This window comes from Acidobacteriota bacterium (genome assembly GCA_018268895.1).
GTDB lineage: Bacteria > Acidobacteriota > Terriglobia > Terriglobales > Acidobacteriaceae > Edaphobacter.
Genome location: JAFDVP010000001.1, coordinates 439,498 through 456,937, shown reverse-complemented (window position 1 = coordinate 456,937; position 17,440 = coordinate 439,498). Strand labels below are relative to the sequence as shown.

The window sequence follows — 17,440 nt, the reverse complement described above, 5'->3', positions numbered from 1 at the left end:
ATCCTTCTGCGGTTGCTCAGACGGATATTTCTCGGGCTCGCAGTTCGACGGCAATCTCTCCGGCAGCCTTGCGTGCGTCGTCTTCACGGTCGGGTGGAAAGCTGACCGCTCCCACACGCGCGTGCCCGCCGCCACCGTAACGCTCGCAGATCTCCGCCAGGTTCGCCAGTTTCTTCTCAGAGAGCCTGGTCCAGGGATTCGTCCCCACAGCGACCTTCGTCCGGAAAGACGACTTGCTGAGCCCCACGTTGTACGTTCCCTCAGGAAACAGGTAGTACGGGATGAACTTGTTGTAGCCCTCCGTGGGATGGTCGGTGATGTCGAAGGCAATCACGCCCCTGTCGAGAGACGCCCGGGACTTGATCAGTTCCAGCCCCGCCCAGTGGCGTTCCATCAAGGGCCCCAGCAATTCCTGCACAAACGACTGATCGAGCACCTCTTGCAGTGGCATCTCCGTGAGCAGAGGAATCAGGCGCTTCACCAACGTATCGTCCTGCGTGCTCTCAATCACCGCCGTCAGCTTCATCGCGGGAGCAGCCATCTCAACGGCAGCCTTAGCGTTCTCATACTTCGCTCCATCGACGATGTCTGCCCAGTAGCGCAGCTCTTCAAGCCCCTCGGTGCGGAAGCCGAACTTCTGTGCGGCGACATCCATGATCAGCCCCGTGCACGAGGTGTAGGTCGCGTCGTAGAACTTCCGCATCGCCTGGGAGCCGTTGGCCTGTCCGCGCTCAAAGTCAGCCTGGTCTTCAGGAGTCAGGAACGCGCTCAGGTGGTGATCGAACCACCATGTCACCTTCTTCGAAGTGGAGTACTTGAAGTCGACGATCGCATTGTCGCCGTCGATGAAGTCGCTCTCGTTGAAGAGAGCTCCCGCGCGATGCACCAGGCCATGGTAGGAAAACGTCGACGCCGTCTTCACGCACTCACGGTGAAAGCGGGTAAATACTGAAGCCGAGCAGGCTCCGTCGAAACACTTGTCGTGATAGAAAACTCTGCAATCCAAACCGTGAAGCTCCTGTCAGCGAGCGTCTTTTCTCTCGCACTCGAAGCCTCTAGCATATCCCACCTTCTTCCATCGACAAGCTGAATGGGCTACGACGCACTGCTATATGCTCACAGACAGGCGACACCATTCGCCACGAGGTCCAGCATTGCAAGAAGATCTTCCCGTCACCCCAGAGCACACGACCGCGCACAACGAGCACTCGCCCGTCTTCTTCGGTCCTTATGGCCTTCGCGCCGGATGGAGCATCGTAATCGCCATCGTCATGCTCGTCGTCTTCTTCAAGTGCATGAACGGTGTGTTGCAGGCAACTCACCTTGTCTCGCCACATACGATGGAACACGCTCCCGGACCGCTGCCGGTCTTCGTGCTTGAGGTCTCAGGGTTCCTTGTTGCGGCGCTGGTCACCTGGGTGATGGCGAAGATCGAAGACCGACCTATCAGCATCTACGGTCTTGGCGACGATAAAAAGATCGTCCGGCTGCTGAGTGGCGCCATCACCGGACTCGCGGCCATCTCTCTGCTTGTTTTCTTTCTGCTCAAGGCGAATCTGCTCGTCATCGACCGGCGGCTTCTCTTCGGCGGCGACGCCTTCCGCTACGCTCTGCTGTGGATTCCCGGCTTCCTGGCCATCGGTTTCTTTGAGGAGTACCTCTTCCGCGGATTTCTGCAATACACGCTCGCCCGCGGCCTGGCTGGACTTGCTCCACGCATCTCGGCGAAGATTGATCCACGTGCCTTCGGTTTCTGGGCCGCAGCCGCACTGATCTCGTTCGGCTTTGGGGCCGTGCATGGCTCCAACCCCGGAGAGAGTCCCGCCGGGCTTATTTGTGCGGGGCTTGCTTCCCTGCTCTTCTGCTTCAGCCTTTGGCGCACGGGTTCGCTTTGGTGGGCCATTGGACTTCACGCTGCGTGGGACTACGGCCAGTCATTCCTCTTCGGAGTTGCCGACAGCGGGACCTTCGTTGGACATCGTCTGCTCGCAACGCATCCCGTTGGGACGCCGCTGTTGAGCGGTGGGGCCACTGGCCCCGAAGGCAGTGTCTACTGCCTTCCTGTGCTTGCGTTGTTGGCGTTGCTCGTTCACTTCACCCAGCCGCGCAACGCCTCCGATTACGCGACGAAGATGCCCCTGCCTCCGCCAGCATCCTCTGCCGAAGACGGCACCGCGCTCGCTAACTGATCTGGTATTTGCTCTCTTCCAGGTCGAGCACGCGCTCCATCTTGCGAAGCACATCGTCGGAGATCGCTCCCTCGTCACGCAGGTGGATGATCGTCTTGCGCTCCGCTTCAAGTGCGCCGCGCGCCGCACGCACCAGCTCCTGGTAGACCTGCGATTTGGTGGCTCCGTGCTCCGATTCGTCTTCGATCAACTCGGCGAGGCGATGCTCGTAACGGTCGATCAGGTCGTCATACGCGTGAGCATAGGCTTCGCTCTTTCCCTGCCGGCCCTGCTCCAGATATCCGAGGGCCTCCTTCAGAGCGAGCCTTCGCGCCTCGCGCTCTTCGGGCTCCATGCCGGTCTCACCCTCCAGACCGAGAGCGCGGATCACTGACGGCAACGTCAGCCCCTGCAACACCAGCGTGACCAGGATCACCATGAACGTGAGAAAGACGATCAGGTTGCGCGGGCCGAACTCCTGCCCATTGATCATCTCCGGCACAGAGACCGCGGCGGCCAGCGCGATAACGCCGCGCATCCCCGTCCATCCAATCACAAAGGTCTCGCGTTGCGAGATATGTTCATTTCGCTGCTTCAACCAGTTCTTGAAATTCGCCAGCCATACAGCCGGCGCAACCCAGATCATCCGCAGTGCGATCAGGATGGCGCTGAAGGCGGCGCCGTATTCCAACAGCGTCACCATGCTGTAGCCACCCTGAATTCCGGCCAGCACATAGGGCATCTGGAGGCCGATCAGCAGAAAGACGATACCGTTCAGGACAAACGTCATCGCCTGCCACGCGCCCGTCACCTGTATGCGCACGGCGGGCGAGAAGATTCTTGCGCTCTGGCGGCTCACATAGAGCCCACATGCCACAACCGCGAGCACACCTGAAGCCTTCGCTTCTTCGCCTGCAAGATATGCCGCATAAGGAACGATCAGGCTCAACACCAGTTCCACCGGGCCGTTGTCAACGAACTTTTCAAACCAGGCAACGACCAGACCGATCAGCAGGCCGATCCCCAGCCCTCCTACAATCATGTAGGCCAGCCTTCCCAGGCTTTCACCAAGCGTCGGGAGATCGCCGCGCGCAAGCAAGCTCAGCCCAATCTCTAAAGCGAGCAGGCCGGTCGCATCGTTCAGCAGGCTCTCGCCTTCAAGAATGTCGACGATACGCCGCGGCAGCCCGAGCGATTTGGCCACCGATGTCGCGGCAATTGCGTCGGTCGTGGACAAGACCGCGCCCAGCAGGAAGCCGGCCTTCCAGTCGAGCGCCGTGATGAAGTGCTCGGAAAACACCGCAACGCCCCACACCGTGAACCCAACCAGCCCCACGGCAAGCAGCGAGATGATCAGAAGATTTCGCCTGAAGTCTCTCCATGAGACAGTCCATGCCGCCGAATAAAGCAGCGGCGGAAGAAAGATTACAAAGACAAAATTTGGGTTGAGCGGGATACGCGGCATGTGCGGCATAAAGCTGAGCAGAAGCCCTGCCAGCACAAGCACGATCGGATACGGTGTCTTCAACCTGTGGGCGATCACCGCAAACGCGGCCACCATCACCAGCAGCAGAAGCACCACCCGTTCGATTGCATGGAGACTCGCTACCGACTCCAAAAGCCCTCCTCTCAATCAACCTAGACCTTCAGTAAACCAAAACTTCAACTCTTCGTGCCACCAACCCGTACGTTCCACGTAACTGCATCCAAACATTTAGACTTTTGCTAACGCAATGAGCCTCCCTCAACCGACTCCGGAACCGGTCCTTATTCCCCGACGCCCCCGTACCGAACAGAGCATCTCCCCACAGCGCTCCGGCCGCTTCGCCAAGGCTGCGACGATATCGACCTGCATCCTTCTGATCCTTCTGCTCACGGCCTTCGTCGGCGTACGGCACTGGATACAGCAGACGCTTACAGCCTCCCTGCCGCAGATCGACGGCACCCTCTCCGCTCCCGGTCTCTCGGCCAACGTCACGGTGCAGCGTGACGCTCGCGGCGTACCGCACATCCATGCAGCCACGCTCGACGATCTCGTCTTTGCGCAGGGCTTTACGACCGCACAGGACCGTCTCTTCCAGATGGACCTGATGCGCCGCCATGCCGCCGGCGAGCTGGCCGAGGTCCTAGGGCCTTCACTGCTGCAACACGACCGCATCCAGCGCGTCCTGCAACTTCGCGCCACGGCAGACCGCAGTATCTCCTCTGTCCCTGCCGAGCAGCGGCACTACCTTGAGGTCTACGCGCGCGGCGTCAACGCCTCCATCGAACAGCAGCGCTCTCACCTTCCGCTTGAGTTCCGCGTCCTTCGCTACCAGCCCGCGCCGTGGACCGCACGCGACTCCCTGCTCATCGGGCTCGTCATGTTTCAGGATCTGACCAACTCGTTTCCCTCTAAACTTAACCGCGAGGCGCTCACAGCGCATCTTGCACCGGAACTTGTTACCGACCTCTACCCCGTCGGCTCGTGGCGCGACCACCCGCCGGCGCAGCCGCAGGTCGACCTGACGGCACCGCAGGAGCTTCCCGACATTCCGCTGGACGAGTCACAATCGAAGCTCGCTATCCCAACAATCCCGGGTGCCCCATCTTCGCCGTCAAAGACGGCTAAGGTGGGCCACTCGAGCGAAGCTCGAACTGCTTCGTCCTCGGATCTCATCGCTCTTACCCATGCGCTCACTCCCCTCTGCGAAGGTTGCCGCGCAGGCTCCGGAAACTGGGTTGTCTCGGGAGCGCGCACCGCTTCCGGCCGTCCTCTGCTCTCGAACGATATGCACTTGAGCCACACCCTCCCCGGTGTCTGGTATGAGGCCGACCTCGAAGCATCCACTGCCGCAGGAGACTTCCACGCCGCAGGAGTCTCCCTTCCCGGCGTGCCCTTCATCATCGTCGGCCACAACGCTCATATCGCCTGGGGCTTCACCAACCTCGGCGCCGATGTGCAGGACATCTACATCGAGCACCTGCGCGGCAGCGGATCCTCCACGGAGTTTCAGTCCGCAAATGGAGAGTGGCACCCCGTGCTCCATCAGACCGAAGTGATCCACGTGAAGGGAAGGCCCGACGTGACACTCGATGTTGCGTCCACACAGCACGGCGAGATGCTTACCCCGGTCATCACAACGCTGCTGCCAAGCGAGACACGCACGCTCACTCTGCGCTGGGCCATCTACGATCCCGCCACCCTCTCCGCTCCTCTGCTCGACATCAACTCAGCCTCCGACTGGCCCAGCTTCCTTGCGGCCTTCGCCAGCTTCGGCGGCCCAGCGCAGAACGTCGTCTACGCCGACGACCAGGGCCACATTGGCTACCACGCAGTGGGACGCATCCCCATACGCGTCAATCCCGATCAGCCTGCTCCGCCACCCGCAATTCCTGCGCTCCTTCAGCCTGCACCTCCCGCTGAACCGGGCAACGCTGCACAGCCTCCCGCGCCGGTTCAGGTTGTGCAACCGACTCCAGTCAGCCCTGTGCCGGTCGACGCTGTTACCGGGCACTTCGACTGGATCGGCTACATTCCCTTCGTCGCTCTTCCGCAGTCCTTCGATCCCCCAGGGGGAGTGTTGGCCACCGCCAACGCGCGCGTGACCCCGGACAACTACCCCTACACCATCACGCTCGACTGGGCCGCGCCGTACCGCAATGAACGCATCTGGAAGGTGCTCTCCTCACGCGACCGTCTCGCGCCCAGCGACATGCTCTCACTCCAGACCGACGTCTACTCCGATCTCGACCGTGTCATTGCTCAGCGTCTGGCCTACGCCATCGACCACTCCTCCACGAAAGACCGCCGCCTCCACCAGGCTGCCGATATCATGCGCAACTGGAACGGCTCGGTTGAGATCGACGCCGTGGCTCCCTCCATCGTCGATGCCGCACGAGCTGCGCTGTGGGAACTCATTCTCGATCCGCGGCTCGGCACGGCGACTGCCGCAACTGCGTCCATTCCCAAAAACACCACCGCGCCTGCAACACAGGCTGCGCTCTACACGTGGGGAGCGAAGAGCTACGCCGCCGAGCAGATCATCATGCACACGCCAGCGCGCTGGCTGCCATCCGGTTACGCCAACTGGGATGACCTGCTGACTGCGGTGGTGGATCGCGGACTACGCGACCGGGAGGCCCCGTCCGACCTCAGCCGCTGGAAGTACGGCCACACTCATCCTGTCGATATCGAACATCCCATCTACAGCCAGTCGCGCCTGCTGCGTTACCTGATAGGGCTGCGCATCGGTACAGGCGTTCAGCCGCAGAGCGGCGATGACAGCACGGTGAAGCAGGTGGGCCGCACCTTCGGCCCCTCCGAGCGCTTTACCGCCAATCTGGCGGACCTCGATAACTCGACGCTCAACGTTGTGCTGGGCGAGTCGGGCAATCCCGCCAGCCCTTTCTTTCTCGACCAGTGGCCTGCATGGTACAACGGCAATACCTTCCCTATGCCATTCTCGACCGCAGCCACCAATGCAGCAACAAAACACATACTGACACTGACACCCTGAGAACCTGCCCGTTATGCTGCGTGACCGCCGACCGTACATCCTGCTTCCGATCGCAGCGTTCATTGCCGTGCTTCCGATGATCGTTCGCGGCTGCTCGTGCGGCCACGACTTCGACTTCCACATCATCAGTTGGTTCGAGGCGGCCCGTCAGTTCGCGCACGGAACGATTCATCCGCATTGGGCCTTCACTCCTGCCTGGAACGCAGGCGAGCCGCGCTTCGTCTTCTATCCTCCGCTCTCGTGGGCCATCGGCGGAATGCTCGGCCTTATCATGCCCTGGGCGTGGACCCCAGTCGTCTACATATGGATATGCCTCACTGCCGCTGGCCTCGCGCTCAACTACGCGGCTCGAAGCTTCACAACACCTAACGCCGCTCTGCTGGCAGCCGCGATCTACATCGCAAATCCGTATACGCTCTACACCGCATACGAGCGAAGCGCCTATGCGGAGCTTCTCGCCGCGGCGTGGCTTCCGCTTCTGCTTCATGCGGTACTGAGAGATCGCGTCACCATACCCCGCATCGCGATTCCTGTTGCTTTGCTGTGGCTGACCAATGCGCCTGCTGCTGTCATGGGCTGCTACGCTCTCGCTTTGCTTGCGGCTGTCCGGCTCTTCCTCTCATCCTTAAATCCGGGTGCCCCATTCATGCGGCGCTTTCTGCCGCTAAGGTGGGCATCGCACAATAGAACGACCGCTTCTGCAACCAGTGACACAGCTCCACCGGATGCTGGAACGAATAGCCTCCACCTCACCGTTAATACCGTCACCGGCACCCTGCTGGGACTCGGTCTCGCCGCCTTCTACATCGTTCCCGCTGCTTACGAGCGTCGCTTCGTCCAGATCGCATTTGCCATCCTTCCCGGCCTGCGCCCGCAGGACAACTTTCTCTTCCAGCACACAGCCAATCCGGAACACGACGCCGTCCTCAAAACGGCTTCAATTGTTGCCATCTTTATCATTGTTCTTACCTTCGCGGCTCTGGCTCTGCTTTATCTCACGGACCGCGATGCCGCCACCAAATCGGGTGCCCCATCGCACAAAGGCGCGACCGCTCCTGTTCAGCTCACCTTCTCTCTCGCCGTCCTCGCGCTGGCGATTGTCTTCATGCTTACGCCGCTGTCCGCCTTCTTCTGGCAGCATCTTCCGGAGCTTCGTTTTCTCCAGTTCCCATGGCGTCTCGTCGCCATACTCGCAACCGTCTTTGCTTTCGCACTGGCAGCCGCTCTATCGCGCCTCTCATTGAAGACTACACAGGCAGTCGTCGTTACACTTGTATCGGCAACCATCTTTGCCCTCCCCGCCTACAGTATCTTTCACCAGCGCTGCTATCCCGAAGACACGCTACCCGCGCGCCTCGCCATCTTTCATTCTTCCAACCCAGGCACCGATCCCACCGATGAGTACACGCCCATTACCGCGGACAACGACTCGCTTGGCGATCGCAACCCAGGCTACTGGCTCAGCGCGGATGCGGCATCCCCGCCTACGAACGGCGCAATGCCAGGCCCAGCTCCGCGACAGCTCGATCTCGCTCCGGCAACGCCACAGGCGCTCATCCTCAACCTCCGAGACTACCCGGCATGGCGCATCACGTTGAACGGCGCATCCGTCAATACGCGTCTGCGGCGTGATGACGGACTCATCGCCGTTCCCCTTCCTTCAGGACCAGTCCACATCGGCATCGAATACGTCGAGCTAACCGACCAGGATCTTGGCTACCTGATCAGCGCGCTCTCGCTGTTTTGTTTCACCGTGCTGCTTGTGCGTAACGTATTGAACAGGCAGGACTGAACCGGCCGAGTTCGCCACGCTGATTTATCATCGACATCAGATGAACGTCTCAGTCCAGAATCTGCTCCGCACCGGCGTCGAAGTTATCGACGCGGCTCTCGAACGCCTTCTCCCGTCTCCTGATACCGCACCGCATTCGATCCATCGCGCCATGCGTCACAGCATCTTTGCGGGCGGTAAGCGCTTGCGCCCCATTCTCGCAATGGAGGCGGCACGGATGACCTCAGGCACAGGCGAGGTTCCTGTTGGAGCGGCCGACCTCGGCTCCGCGCTCGAGATGATCCATACCTACTCGCTCATCCACGACGATCTTCCCGCGCTCGACAACGACGATTTGCGCCGCGGCAAGCCTACCTGCCACGTCGTCTTCGGAGAAGCCATCGCCATCCTCGCGGGTGACGCTCTACAGACGCTCGCCTTCCAGACTCTCGCCGCACTGTCCACACCGCCTTCCACTACCGTCTCCATCGTGCGTGAGATATCCCTCGCCATCGGCACAGGTGTCGGCGCCAACAGCCCGCTGCCTCCGGGCATGATCGGCGGCCAAGTCGTCGATATCGAGTCCGAGGGGAAGCAACCGACCGCCGAGTTGGTCGAAGCCATCCACCGCGCCAAGACCGGAGCGCTCATCACGACTTCAATCGTCTCCGGGGGCATCTATGGATTGGCTCACATCGACCACGACTTCCACGCCGACACCATCGGCCGCCTGCGCACCTTCGGCGAAAAAGCAGGGCTCGCCTTCCAAATCGTCGACGATGTTCTCGACATGACGCAAAGCTCGGAAGAACTGGGCAAGACCGCCGGCAAGGACACGGCCAGCATCAAGGCCACATGGCCCGCCGTCTACGGCATCGACCGCTCCATCAAGGACGCCGAGGATCTGATCTCCGATGCCTTTGCCGCGCTGGAGCCCTTCGACAAAGCCGCCGACCCACTCAAGGCGCTTGCCAGCTATCTGGTCGAACGCAAGCACTGACCGCAAATGTCTATCCTCAGTTCAACGATGCTCACCGAAGCCGACATACTTACTGCTCTCAGAGACTGCTACGATCCAGCGCTCCCCTGCAACATCGTCGACCTGGGACTCGTCCGGGCCGTCTCAGTCATTCGCGATCCCGAAGCCCCCGGTGCGGGAATTCCAGGCGTTCCACAAAAACACCGCATCCGCGTAGAGCTTACCCTTACCAGCCCGACCGACGAAACCGCGGCTCAGGTGACCGCACAGATTCGCAACCGTCTGGCGGGGTTGGAGGCGGCAGGCGACACAGAGGTCGTCGTGCTCACTGAGCCTGCATGGACGCCGCAGCAGATTACCCCTGCTGGCCGCCGCATCCTCGGTCTCGAAGGCAACCCCAACCTGGTCCAGATCCGCTAGCGCATGTCGAAATCAAAGACCACCACGAAAAAAGTACAGCCGATACGCCCACGCGATCTGCTCAAGGCGACGGCAACGCCGATCCACCCCTTCGACCAGATTCACGGCACCGACACCAGCGGCCTGGTTCCAGCAAAGGACCTGGTCACTGGCCACGAAAACGACGAGCACGTTACTGCGTACTACGGCGTTGCTCCTTCCATCCTGCGCACTCTGGTCGAGCGCTGGCTTGCGACTGCCCCACCGCATCACATCACCGACTACATCTTTCTCGACATTGGAGCAGGCAAGGGCCGCGCCGCCATGCTGGCCAGCGAGTTTCCCTTCCGCAAGGTCATCGGCGTAGAACTAAACGCGGCCATGGCCTCTATTGCGCAAGCAAATGTCGATACATGGGCGCGCACTCACACAGGCGATCCGACTGCCCCGGCCGTTGCCCCGATCCAGATCGTACATGAGGATGCACTTAGCTTTGATCTTCCCTCGACCCCGGCACTGGTCTTTCTCTTTCATCCGTTCGAAGCACCCGTGCTCAAAGCCTTCCTCCGCCGCATCGAGTCGGCCTTCGCCAAACGGCCCGGCACGCTGGATGTGCTCTACGTCAACGCGGAGCATACTGCCACATTCGACCGCCACCCTGCGTTCACGCTCCTGTGGCAAGGCCCCGTGCCGATGACTCCCGAAGACCACGCTGCCGATCTTGAGGCGATCGCCCAGCAGGAAGAATATGGTTCGACCGGCGACGAACTCTGCGCGATCTATCGTTACACGGGCCGCGGCGACGTTAGGTAACGCTTTCAAGGGAAAGCGGAAACACCTCTCCCAGCAACACTTACGCCAATCACAACCGTCCCGGATGCCTCCAAAGTGGTATTACTGGACGGCTTCCCAGCTTTCATAATCGGCCACATGAGCAAGCGCAGATTGTTTCTCCTCCCCGTACTTCTGCTCGCTGTCTCGCTTTCCTGCGTCGCTGCGACTCCCGGCATCGGTCAGTATGCCCCGGACTTCACCCTTTCAACCCCCGGCGGTGAGCAGGTGACGCTCTCCTCGCTAAATGCATCCGGCAGCGTCGTCCTGATCGTCCTCCGCGGCTACCCGGGCTACCAATGCCCGTTCTCTCAGCTCCAGTTCCAGAGCTATCAACAAAGCGCCGCGCAGTTTGCCGCGCTCGGAGCGCAGGTACTGTTTGTCTATCCCGGTGCCGACAGCAAGAACCTGGTCGAAGATGCCCGTCAGATGATCGGCAACACTTCCCTGCCGTCCAACGTTCGCGTCCTGCTGGATCCTGACTACCACTTCACGAACCAGTACGGTCTGCGGTGGAACGACGCCAACCAGACGGCGTATCCAAGCACCTTTCTGCTTACCAAGGGTGGCTTTGTGATCTACGCCCATACCGGACGCACGTCGAGCGACCAAACGCCCCCGGCAGATGCGCTCGCCGTCCTCACGGCCAACACCCACTCCCAGAAAAATTAGGGACCGTTCTTGACCGTAGCGCTTTACACCTGCGCAAAAGATCGTCTTCGCCTGACAAGGCATTCGCATCGGCTCACACACACATACCTGTGGGCCGATTTTTTTTGCAAAAAGACAGCTTAGCGCCAGCGAACCATCATCGAGCGCTCCTCGCCCTCGCCATGTTCCATGGCGATCTCGGCGTCGGCGCGCGTTGCAATACTCTCGAAGCGCTCACCCCACTCCACCAGCACCAGCGCATTGGCTTCTGACGCCATCTCGTCGACGCCCAAAGATGCCAGTTCCCGTTCTGTTTCGAGGCGATAGAGGTCGAGATGATAAAGCTTCACCTTCGGTCCAACGTACTCATGGACAAGGGTGAAGGTCGGACTGGTGACATCTTCTTCGCCTGCGGCCCCCAGGGCAGCAGCGATTCCCTTTACCAGCGTCGTCTTTCCGGCTCCGACTTCGCCGCGGAGCACGACCAGCTTCGGCGTTGGCAGCAGAATCTCCGTCATCCTCTCGCCCAGCGCGAGCGTGCCTGCGACGCTGCGTGTCCTGAATCTCTTCTCTCTCGTAAACTTCGTCAACGGTTCTCCTTCTGTCATCTCAATCCGCATAGCCACGTCAGGCCGTCCTCATCGCACACGCGATAACGGAAGGCATCAGAGAGATGCGCGACCGTGTCCGTTGCCAAAACGGTGTGCTCATCCATCGCGCGCGCAGCGAAGTCTCCCGCAAGGCCGTGAAGATAGACCGCGGCCTCAACCGCAGAGGAGACATCGCCGGAGTATTGCGCGAGCATCGCAGCCACAATGCCGGTAAGAATGTCGCCGCTCCCTCCCTTGGACATCGATGGGTTACCGCTGGTGTTTACCGCGATGCGTCCATCGGGGTGTGCCACCAGGGTCCGCCATCCCTTGAGCACCAGGGTGAGTTTATGTTCTGTAGCGAACCTTCGCGCGAGACCGATGCGGTCAGCCTCCACTGCTTTAACTGTCAGGCCGGTAAGGCGTGCCATCTCGCCGGGATGCGGCGTAAGGACCAGCGTCCTGCCTGCTCCGTCCAACAGATCGGAACAGCCATCGAGGGCATTCAGTCCGTCGGCATCGAGCACGAGCGGCAGCTTCGTCTTCGCCAGAAGCTCGCGCGCAACAGATTTCGCGTCTCCACGCTGCGAGAGGCCGGGCCCAACCGCCAGCACGGTTATGCGTTCGAGCAGAGCATCCAGTCTCGCGCCATCGAGGTCTGCCAGAGCAATTGCGCCATCTGGCCCTTCCTCCAGCGGCCTGACCATCAGCTCAGGCGCAATACCCGCGACCAGGTTGACGATCGACTTCGGCACCGCCGCCGTTACGAGACCGGCTCCGGTACGCAGAGCGGCAACGGAGGACATTGCGGGGGCTCCCGCCGTGCCATAGCTTCCTCCCACAACCAGAACGTGGCCGAACCTGCCCTTGTTCGAATTGGGGCCGCGGGGCTTTTCTGCAATTGCTTTCGACGAACCTGTCCAGTTCAGGTTGTTGTCGGAGCACACGACAGAATCGGGAGATCCAATGGGAGCCACGACGACTGGCCCCGCCGTCAGATAGCCGAAGACGTGCGCGAGCTTCGGCGCAGTGAAGGTGACCACCGCATCGGCGCGGTATGCTCCTTCGTCGCTCTGCTCCATCGAGTCGGCATTCCACCCGCTTGGCAGGTCAACAGCGACCACAGGAGCATCGAGCGTGTTCACGATTGAACGTGCAGCTTCAGGAAGCCCACGCAGTGGCCGACGAAAGCCTGTTCCCACAACCGCATCAATGAGAAGATCGACGCCATCTTTATCCTTGAAGACCCCGGTCAGAGCCTTCTCATCCTCTATCTCAAGCAAAAGAGTGTATGGGGCTTCGGCTCTCAAGCGGGAGAGCGCCGTAGCCGTATCGCCTTTTACTTCACTGGCTTTGCCGAGAAGGACAACGCGAACATCGAGACCTGCCTGCAAAAGCAGACGGGCCGCCACGACGCCATCGCCGCCGTTGTTTCCCTTGCCGCACAGCGCGACGATGCGCCTCGCTGCGGGATATTGCCTGCGGCAGAACGCGGCTACGGCCGCTCCGGCCGCTTCCATCAGCGCGCTGAGCGGTGTGCCTGCCTCCTCCGCGGTGCGCCGGTCAGCCGCTCCCATCTCCGCCGATGTAAGAATCTTCATCGCTTACATCCTTCTATCTCATTCAAGGCGTTGAAGCCAATCGGCGGCCAGCCTGGTGAAGGCACTGCAAGCGGCCAAACTCTGCGAAAATAGACAATGAGGACGTATGGCGGCCGATTCGACCAACACGATTGCTGTAGCCATGTCCGGCGGGGTCGACTCCTCGACGGTGGCGGCGATGCTGCGCACCGAAGGACAGAACGTGGTCGGGTTGACGCTCCAGTTGTGGAACCAGCGGCGCCTGGCCGGGCACGACGGAATGCCTGAGGCTGTACAGGGGCGCTGTTGTTCGATCGACGATGTTTACGACGCTCGGGCGGTCGCGGAACAGCTTGGAATCCCCTACTACGTCGTCAACCAGCAGGAGCGGTTCGAGGCCGATGTAGTACGACCCTTCGTGAACGAATATCTTGCCGGTCGGACCCCCATTCCCTGCACGCTGTGCAATAACCATCTGAAATTCGACCAGTTGCTGCTGACAGCACGGCAGATCGGGGCGGAACGCATCGCAACAGGCCACTACGCCCGCAACCGCTACGACGAGGCACGCGGGCGGTGGATTCTCTCTCGGCCTGAAGACAAGTCGAAGGACCAGACATACTTTCTATTTGGACTGACGCAGGAGCAACTGTCGCGCACATTGTTTCCGCTGGGCGAGATGCAGAAGCCCCAGGTGCGCGAGCGCGCTGCCGAGGCCGGGCTTGCGCTTGCGCAAAAGCCCGATTCACAGGAGATATGCTTTATCCCTGGCGGAGACTACAGCGTATTTCTGAAGGCTTACCTCGAAGAGCAGAATGAACCGATGCCCGATCTTTCAGGAGAGCTTGTCTCAACGACTGGCGAGGTGATCGGGCACCACGAGGGTATCCATAGCTTTACGGTCGGACAGCGCAAGGGGCTGGGTATCAGCTCACCGAATCCGCTTTACGTGCTGGCGATTCACCCCGACTCGCACCAGGTGACGGTAGGGCCGGATGAGGGCCTGATGTCGCGCGAACTGACGGCCGACCGGCTGAACTGGATCTCGGTGCCAGGACTGGCTGAGGGTGAAGAACTTCGCGTGACCATCAAGATTCGCCACCGGCACGTCCCTGCCGTTGCGACGCTGACAGGCGCAAGAGATCGGGTTCACGCTATGTTCGACGAGCCGCAGCGAGCGATTACGCCCGGACAGGCGGCCGTCTTCTACCAGGACGACGAGGTCGTCGGTGGTGGATGGATCGTTTAGCTTCTTTACTTAAAAGCTGCGTTCGTCTTCGTCGGGGTAGATCTTGCTGCGATGGTTCTCGCCGCGTCCAACCAGAACATCCAGCCCTGCTTTGAGTCCGCTCATGATGCCGTGAAACTCGCGCACGGGAACCTGTACGCCCTTCTGTATCGTCGATGCGATGCCGGCAGTCGTATCGAGGACGGATGAGACCATGTCATCGACGCGCTCGGTCTGCGCTCGTGCGCGCTGATTGACGTCGGTAATGGTGGCGTCGAAGTCCTGCGCCTTGGATCGGACGACATGGCTGGTCTCGACGAAGTTGTCGGCAATGGTACGGATCTTGGGCTGGAGATCGTGCACGATGCCGTGCGTGCTGTCGATCACGGGAAGGGCCTTCTCACGAACCTGTTCGGCGATCGCCGTCAGACGTTTCGCCGTTCTGGCCGCAATGATAACGCCCACGATGACGAAGATCGCCTGAACCAACATGGCTACGGCGACCATTCCGACAAAGAACATCAACAGACGTGAATTCCCGCTCGAGATCGAATCCGCATCCTGCAGCAACATTCCCAAAATCATCATGGAGTCTCTCTCCTTAACCATGAACCTGCGACAGGGTCCGGCTTTTCATCAAACCGGCCCCTGCACAATGTACAGGCTACGAAGATGTCTCCTGCGTTGCGCTGGTATAGGCCTGCTTGCCGGCGTCGATCGCGGAGGAAATTTTGCTCTGCTGGTCTTGAACAAGGCCTTTGCCCTTTTCGACATACTGCGACCACTGTGTCCGGCCGCGGTCGTAGTACTCGCGCCCGCGATCAATGTAGTCATTGAGATGTTCACGGCCCTGCGTGGCATACTCGGAGGCGCGTTCACGGCCTTGCTGCGCGAGCACAGAGGCCCTCTCTTTGGCGTCCTGAGCACTGGCTTTCAGGTCTTCACGCGTCTCTTTTCCGGACTTGGGCGCATACAGAACGCCTACCAGCGCACCAAGCCCCAGCCCTGCGAGGAACCATCCCAGTCCGCTTGCTCCGTTGTCGTTATCAGCCATATGTCTTTCTCCTCCCGGGCCTCAAATGGTCCCGCTGCTCTACACTGTGTTTCCTCAGGTTTACAGATAATGTGTTTCCTCAGGTTTACAGATAATAGGCGAACGCCGCAACCCGTTGACGAAACAATGTACTCCATTCCGGTATTCGCGGGCTTGTAACAGTCTTTCTGTAGCATAAGCCCTGCAAGGGTTCCGACGCGGCCATCTATCAGTGGATGCCCGCCCCCCCCATTAGGTTGCGCGTGCCTTCAGCGAACCTTCGCCTTCCGGCGCCGCCTGCAAGTTGCTCTCAGAACGTGTGATGGAGCGTCAAATAAGTGAACCGTATGTCCTGTTGCGAAACCTCGAAATTTCGGCGTCAGGACATAGACCGCATCGGATACACTCGCATAAACTCGCACACCGTTGGCGTTTCCATTAAGTTCAACCAGAGTGCCGAAGCAGGAAAGAGACGAAAACGATGACTATTCAGGTGACATCCCCAATACGTACGCTCGCAGCTATATCAGCCCTGTCGCTTGCGCTCAGCACAGCGGGCTGCAAAAGTTCTTCAGCCCCGGCTACGGATGACGCTACTCTCGCCACCGCAGTGCATAGCCGCCTGGCAGGCGACGGTGCACTGAGCTCAGAGCAGATCCAAAGCTCGGTCGACAACGGAATCGTAACCTTGAACGGAACCGTCAGCAACGAAGCAGCGCGGTCTTTGGCCGCATCGGACGTAGCCCAGGTAACAGGCATCAAGACGGTCGTGAATAACCTGACCGTTGCGGCACCTGCGCCCGCAGCAGCTGCGGTTGCGCCAACACCAGCACCCGCCCCGGAGCCGGCAGTGGCGAAGGCCGCAAAGAAACCCGCCCCGAAGCCGGTTGCTGCCCCCAGACCGGCACCGATCGAAAGACCTTCCGTTGCACAGACTGCTCCTGCCCCGGCCCCCGCGCCAGCTCCCGTAGCTGCTCCCGCGCCTCCGCCGCCACCGGCTTTCAAGACGGTGACCATTCCCGCAGGTACTACCATCCCAATACGCATCACGCAGACGCTTGATAGCGCGACGACGCAGCAGGGGCAATCGTTCTCAGGAACGCTCGCCACCGATGTCATGGCAGACGGCCTGGTAGCCATTCGCCAGGGTACTGGCGTTACGGGCCGCGTTTCGGCTGTGCAAGAGGCTGCACACTATAAAGGCAACTCTCTGCTGACGGTTGAGCTGGTGAGCATCAACCGCAATGGCGATTCGCTCGCCGTAAGCACGCAACCCTACAGCGTCGAAGGAAAGGGACGCGGCAAGAACACGGCAGCCAAGGTCGGCGGCGGAGCGGCGATCGGCGCGATTATCGGCGCTATTGCTGGCGGCGGCAAGGGCGCAGCCATTGGCTCGGCTGCCGGAGCAGGCGTCGGAGCCGGTGCCAATACCGTCACGCGCGGCGAACAGGTAAGAATTCCGTCAGAGAGCCTGGTGAACTTCCAGCTCACGAACACTGTTACGGTTCGGGTCTCCACCGCAAACACGTTGAGCACGACTGGGGCCCACGGCAGCGGCCGCCGGCCTATGAACCCACCCGATTCCACCGATCAGCCACAGTAATTCGCAGAAGACGTTTAGCTGAATTCTCCATTGAAGCATCCAAACCAAAGGTGGCAGGCTGGTTAAAAGGTCTGCCACCGTAAATTGCAGAGTTCGTCGTCTGAGAAA

15 protein-coding genes are annotated in these 17,440 nt (G+C 60.5%); 9 read left to right on the top strand and 6 right to left on the bottom strand.

What is annotated here, in order from left to right:
- Window positions 1-16: 16 nt before the first annotated feature.
- On the bottom strand, window positions 17-1,006 hold the full coding sequence (locus JSS95_01980) for a phosphoesterase (protein ID MBS1798574.1): 990 nt from the start codon (window positions 1,004-1,006) through the stop codon (window positions 17-19).
- Window positions 1,007-1,154: 148 nt separating this feature from the next.
- Between JSS95_01980 and JSS95_01975 the strand changes: the two genes are divergently transcribed.
- On the top strand, window positions 1,155-2,189 hold the full coding sequence (locus tag JSS95_01975; protein ID MBS1798573.1) for a CPBP family intramembrane metalloprotease: 1,035 nt from the start codon (window positions 1,155-1,157) through the stop codon (window positions 2,187-2,189).
- On the opposite strand, the gene JSS95_01970 is transcribed toward JSS95_01975, so the two are convergent.
- On the bottom strand, window positions 2,182-3,786 hold the full coding sequence (locus JSS95_01970; GenBank protein ID MBS1798572.1) for a Na+/H+ antiporter: 1,605 nt from the start codon (window positions 3,784-3,786) through the stop codon (window positions 2,182-2,184). The genes JSS95_01975 and JSS95_01970 overlap by 8 nt on opposite strands.
- Window positions 3,787-3,901: 115 nt before the next feature.
- On the opposite strand from JSS95_01970, the gene JSS95_01965 reads away from it, so the two are divergent.
- The 6 genes from JSS95_01965 (at window position 3,902) to JSS95_01940 (ending at window position 11,319) form a co-directional block, all read left to right on the top strand.
- A complete protein-coding gene (locus JSS95_01965; GenBank protein ID MBS1798571.1) occupies window positions 3,902-6,667 on the top strand; it encodes a penicillin acylase family protein in 2,766 nt (921 codons plus the stop codon).
- Window positions 6,668-6,680: 13 nt separating this feature from the next.
- Complete coding sequence (locus JSS95_01960) at window positions 6,681-8,459, top strand: hypothetical protein (protein MBS1798570.1); 1,779 nt, start codon at window positions 6,681-6,683, stop codon at window positions 8,457-8,459.
- 40 nt (window positions 8,460-8,499) lie between these two features.
- Window positions 8,500-9,438, top strand: coding sequence for a polyprenyl synthetase family protein (locus tag JSS95_01955; protein ID MBS1798569.1), 939 nt, complete (start codon window positions 8,500-8,502; stop codon window positions 9,436-9,438).
- 27 nt (window positions 9,439-9,465) lie between these two features.
- The gene (locus JSS95_01950; GenBank protein ID MBS1798568.1) at window positions 9,466-9,837 is read left to right on the top strand and encodes a metal-sulfur cluster assembly factor; all 372 of its coding nucleotides are present in this window, start codon (window positions 9,466-9,468) and stop codon (window positions 9,835-9,837) included.
- 57 nt (window positions 9,838-9,894) lie between these two features.
- Entirely contained in the window at window positions 9,895-10,629 is a 735-nt protein-coding gene (locus tag JSS95_01945) for a class I SAM-dependent methyltransferase (protein MBS1798567.1), read from the top strand.
- 117 nt (window positions 10,630-10,746) lie between these two features.
- On the top strand, window positions 10,747-11,319 hold the full coding sequence (locus JSS95_01940; protein MBS1798566.1) for a redoxin domain-containing protein: 573 nt from the start codon (window positions 10,747-10,749) through the stop codon (window positions 11,317-11,319).
- A gap of 119 nt (window positions 11,320-11,438) precedes the next feature.
- Here JSS95_01940 and tsaE read toward each other — a convergent pair whose 3' ends face one another.
- Window positions 11,439-11,906 (bottom strand): tRNA (adenosine(37)-N6)-threonylcarbamoyltransferase complex ATPase subunit type 1 TsaE, encoded by a 468-nt coding sequence (tsaE, locus tag JSS95_01935; GenBank protein ID MBS1798565.1) that lies wholly within the window; start codon window positions 11,904-11,906, stop codon window positions 11,439-11,441.
- A complete protein-coding gene (locus JSS95_01930) occupies window positions 11,903-13,489 on the bottom strand; it encodes an NAD(P)H-hydrate dehydratase (protein MBS1798564.1) in 1,587 nt (528 codons plus the stop codon). Before JSS95_01930 ends, tsaE begins: the two co-directional genes overlap by 4 nt.
- A 106-nt stretch (window positions 13,490-13,595) precedes the next feature.
- Here JSS95_01930 and mnmA point away from each other — a divergent pair, with 106 nt between their 5' ends.
- Entirely contained in the window at window positions 13,596-14,717 is a 1,122-nt protein-coding gene (gene mnmA, locus JSS95_01925) for a tRNA 2-thiouridine(34) synthase MnmA (protein MBS1798563.1), read from the top strand.
- 9 nt (window positions 14,718-14,726) lie between these two features.
- On the opposite strand, the gene JSS95_01920 is transcribed toward mnmA, so the two are convergent.
- Window positions 14,727-15,284 (bottom strand): hypothetical protein, encoded by a 558-nt coding sequence (locus JSS95_01920; protein ID MBS1798562.1) that lies wholly within the window; start codon window positions 15,282-15,284, stop codon window positions 14,727-14,729.
- A 76-nt stretch (window positions 15,285-15,360) separates the two neighbouring features.
- A complete protein-coding gene (locus JSS95_01915) occupies window positions 15,361-15,750 on the bottom strand; it encodes a YtxH domain-containing protein (protein MBS1798561.1) in 390 nt (129 codons plus the stop codon).
- Window positions 15,751-16,210: 460 nt separating this feature from the next.
- On the opposite strand from JSS95_01915, the gene JSS95_01910 reads away from it, so the two are divergent.
- A complete protein-coding gene (locus JSS95_01910; protein MBS1798560.1) occupies window positions 16,211-17,332 on the top strand; it encodes a BON domain-containing protein in 1,122 nt (373 codons plus the stop codon).
- Window positions 17,333-17,440: the final 108 nt, after the last annotated feature.

Excerpts from the sequence above, each read along its gene's own strand:
- JSS95_01955 (MBS1798569.1), top strand. The coding sequence starts at position 8,500 with ATGAACGTCTCAGTCCAGAATCTGCTCCGCACCGGCGTCGAAGTTATC.
- JSS95_01950 (MBS1798568.1), top strand. The coding sequence starts at position 9,466 with ATGCTCACCGAAGCCGACATACTTACTGCTCTCAGAGACTGCTACGAT.
- JSS95_01940 (MBS1798566.1), top strand. The coding sequence starts at position 10,747 with ATGAGCAAGCGCAGATTGTTTCTCCTCCCCGTACTTCTGCTCGCTGTC.
- JSS95_01965 (MBS1798571.1), top strand. The coding sequence starts at position 3,902 with ATGAGCCTCCCTCAACCGACTCCGGAACCGGTCCTTATTCCCCGACGC.
- JSS95_01930 (MBS1798564.1), bottom strand. The coding sequence starts at position 13,489 with ATGAAGATTCTTACATCGGCGGAGATGGGAGCGGCTGACCGGCGCACC.
- tsaE (MBS1798565.1), bottom strand. The coding sequence starts at position 11,906 with ATGACAGAAGGAGAACCGTTGACGAAGTTTACGAGAGAGAAGAGATTC.
- JSS95_01920 (MBS1798562.1), bottom strand. The coding sequence starts at position 15,284 with ATGATGATTTTGGGAATGTTGCTGCAGGATGCGGATTCGATCTCGAGC.
- JSS95_01960 (MBS1798570.1), top strand. The coding sequence starts at position 6,681 with ATGCTGCGTGACCGCCGACCGTACATCCTGCTTCCGATCGCAGCGTTC.
- JSS95_01910 (MBS1798560.1), top strand. The coding sequence starts at position 16,211 with ATGACTATTCAGGTGACATCCCCAATACGTACGCTCGCAGCTATATCA.
- JSS95_01915 (MBS1798561.1), bottom strand. The coding sequence starts at position 15,750 with ATGGCTGATAACGACAACGGAGCAAGCGGACTGGGATGGTTCCTCGCA.
- mnmA (MBS1798563.1), top strand. The coding sequence starts at position 13,596 with ATGGCGGCCGATTCGACCAACACGATTGCTGTAGCCATGTCCGGCGGG.